The organism is Deltaproteobacteria bacterium (assembly GCA_011773515.1).
Taxonomy (GTDB): Bacteria; Desulfobacterota; Deferrimicrobia; order J040; family J040; genus WVXK01.
On sequence record WVXK01000107.1, the window covers coordinates 361 to 2574 of the forward strand.

General features: G+C 52.2%; 3 protein-coding genes. All 3 read left to right on the top strand.

The window, feature by feature from the left end; translation table 11 throughout:
* The coding region (locus tag GTN70_11355) for a GTPase Era (GenBank protein NIO17557.1) at nt 1-315 on the top strand (315 nt) is incomplete at its 5' end.
* Nucleotides 316-350: 35 nt separating this feature from the next.
* Nucleotides 351-1658, top strand: a complete 1308-nt coding sequence (der, locus tag GTN70_11360) for a ribosome biogenesis GTPase Der (GenBank protein NIO17558.1) — start codon at nt 351-353, stop codon at nt 1656-1658.
* A gap of 218 nt (nt 1659-1876) precedes the next feature.
* A partial coding sequence (locus tag GTN70_11365) for a gamma carbonic anhydrase family protein (GenBank protein NIO17559.1) occupies nt 1877-2214 on the top strand: 338 nt, incomplete at its 3' end.

Sequence of the window (2214 nt, forward strand, 5' to 3'; positions counted from 1 at the left end):
AAGGAAATCGTCAGGGAGAAACTTTACTCCTTCCTCAAGGAGGAAGTTCCCTACAGCACGGCAGTCATGGTGGAAGAGATAAAACTTGACACGGAAAAAGACATCGTTTCGGTCCTTGCATACATCTACGTCGAGCGCGATTCCCAGAAAGGGATCGTCATCGGCAAGGGTGGATCGCTTCTGAAAAAGGTCGGCACCGCCGCAAGAAAGGAGATGGAAGAGCTCTTCGGGAAGAGGGTTTTCCTCCAGCTGCGGGTCAAGGTGGAAAAGGGCTGGAGCAGAAAAGAGCGGCTTCTCAAAAGGCTCGGGTATTGATTGACGACGGCCCACGGGACGCAGGGGGCGTTTTTATGGATGGTCTTTTCAGAGTAGCAATCATCGGCAGGCCGAACGTCGGGAAATCGACGCTTTTCAACAAAATGATCGGGATGAGGAAAGCCCTTACCTTCGGCAGGCCGGGGATAACGAGGGACTTTATAACGGAAAAGGTGAGCTTCCAGGGAAGGAGGTTTGAGCTCATCGACACGGGCGGCTTTGATCCCGATTCCGATGAAGAGCTGGCGCTTCTCATCAGGCGGCAGGTCATGCGCGCGATAGACGAGTCCGATCTGCTGGTTTTGCTTTTTGACGGCAAAGAGGGGATCTCAACGATAGACCACGAGATCGTCCACATGATGCGGGAGAAAGGGAAAGAGTATATCGTCGCCCTGAACAAGATCGATCATAAAAAACACACGGAATTTGTCCCCCTCCTGTATGAACTCGGGATCAAGAGCTATCACGAGGTATCGGCGGAGCATGGTACGGGCGTTTTGGAGCTGATGGAGGAAATTGCGAAGAGGATCGGAGAGAGAAAACCCGTTAGCGAAGGGGTTGAGCCATTCTGCAGGGTAAGCATCGTGGGGAGGCCAAACGTGGGGAAATCGACCCTCATAAATGCTCTGACAGGGCAGGAAAGAATCATCGCAAGCCCCATACCCGGTACCACGAGAGACTCGATAGACATGGAGATTTTACTTGGCGAGAGAAAAATCGTTCTCGTGGACACGGCCGGTATCAGGCCGAGAAGGAAAACCGCTGACCCCGTCGAGAAGATAATGTCCATCCGGTCGATAGACAGCATAAAGAAATCCAACATCGCCGTGCTCGTAATCGATGCGGGGAGCGGAGTCACCCACAATGACCAGCAGATCTTGAGGTACATACTGAAAGAAAACAGGGGAGCAGTCATAGCGCTAAACAAGACAGACCTCCTCGGCGAGGGATCTTTGCCGGAAGCCTTGCTCCAAGTCAGCGATTCGATCACGTTTGCCTCATTCGTGCCTTCCGTGCCCGTGTCTGCCCTGGAAGGCAAGGGGATGAGAAAGCTTTTGAGGGCTGTTATCGGGGTCTTCGACCAGTACGTGAAGCGGGTAAAGACGTCGGAACTCAACAGGAAAGCGGAGAAGTTTCTCTATAATGTCACGATACCCGGATCGAGAAGGCCCAACAGGGCCTATTACATTACCCAGACGGGGGTAGCTCCCCCTTCTTTCGTTGTATTCGTGAAAGACCCCGGGCGGGTTCCGGAGTCGTTCAACCGCTACGTGTCGAACAGGATCAGGGAGAACTTCGATTTCCGCGGCTCACCGCTCGTGATACGGTACCGGCAAAAATAGGGAATGAGAGGGTGTGCCGTATCACCTTCACCTGTCTTTCTGCCGGTTCCGATCTTTTATTCGGATAGGGCACGCAGGTTTATCTGATTTCTATTTCAATTTTGAGGGCAATCTGTTTTATAATTTCACCATACTGAGGCGCTGAAATTTTCCTCTATACCGCCTGGGCAATCGGTGGGCATCTTGATAAGAAGATAAAAACCCGCAAGGAAAACTGCATGATAATTCAATTCAGGGGCAAAACCCCTGTTGTTGGCAGAAATGTATATATAGCTCCAACAGCCGTGATCATTGGAGATGTCGCCATCGGCGATGATGCAAGCATTTGGTTCGGAACCGTCGTTAGGGGCGACGTGAACTCCATAGTAATCGGGGGCCGGACGAACGTTCAGGACAATTCGACCCTTCACGTAGTTACCGATGCTTTTCCCCTCATCATAGGAAGCGAAGTGACGGTCGGGCACAACGTCGTTTTGCACGGCTGCACCGTGGAGGACAGGTGTCTCGTTGGAATAGGCTCAACAATACTTGACGGCGCCAGGATAGGCAGGGGATC

Excerpts from the sequence above, each read along its gene's own strand:
- der (NIO17558.1), top strand. The coding sequence starts at position 351 with ATGGATGGTCTTTTCAGAGTAGCAATCATCGGCAGGCCGAACGTCGGG.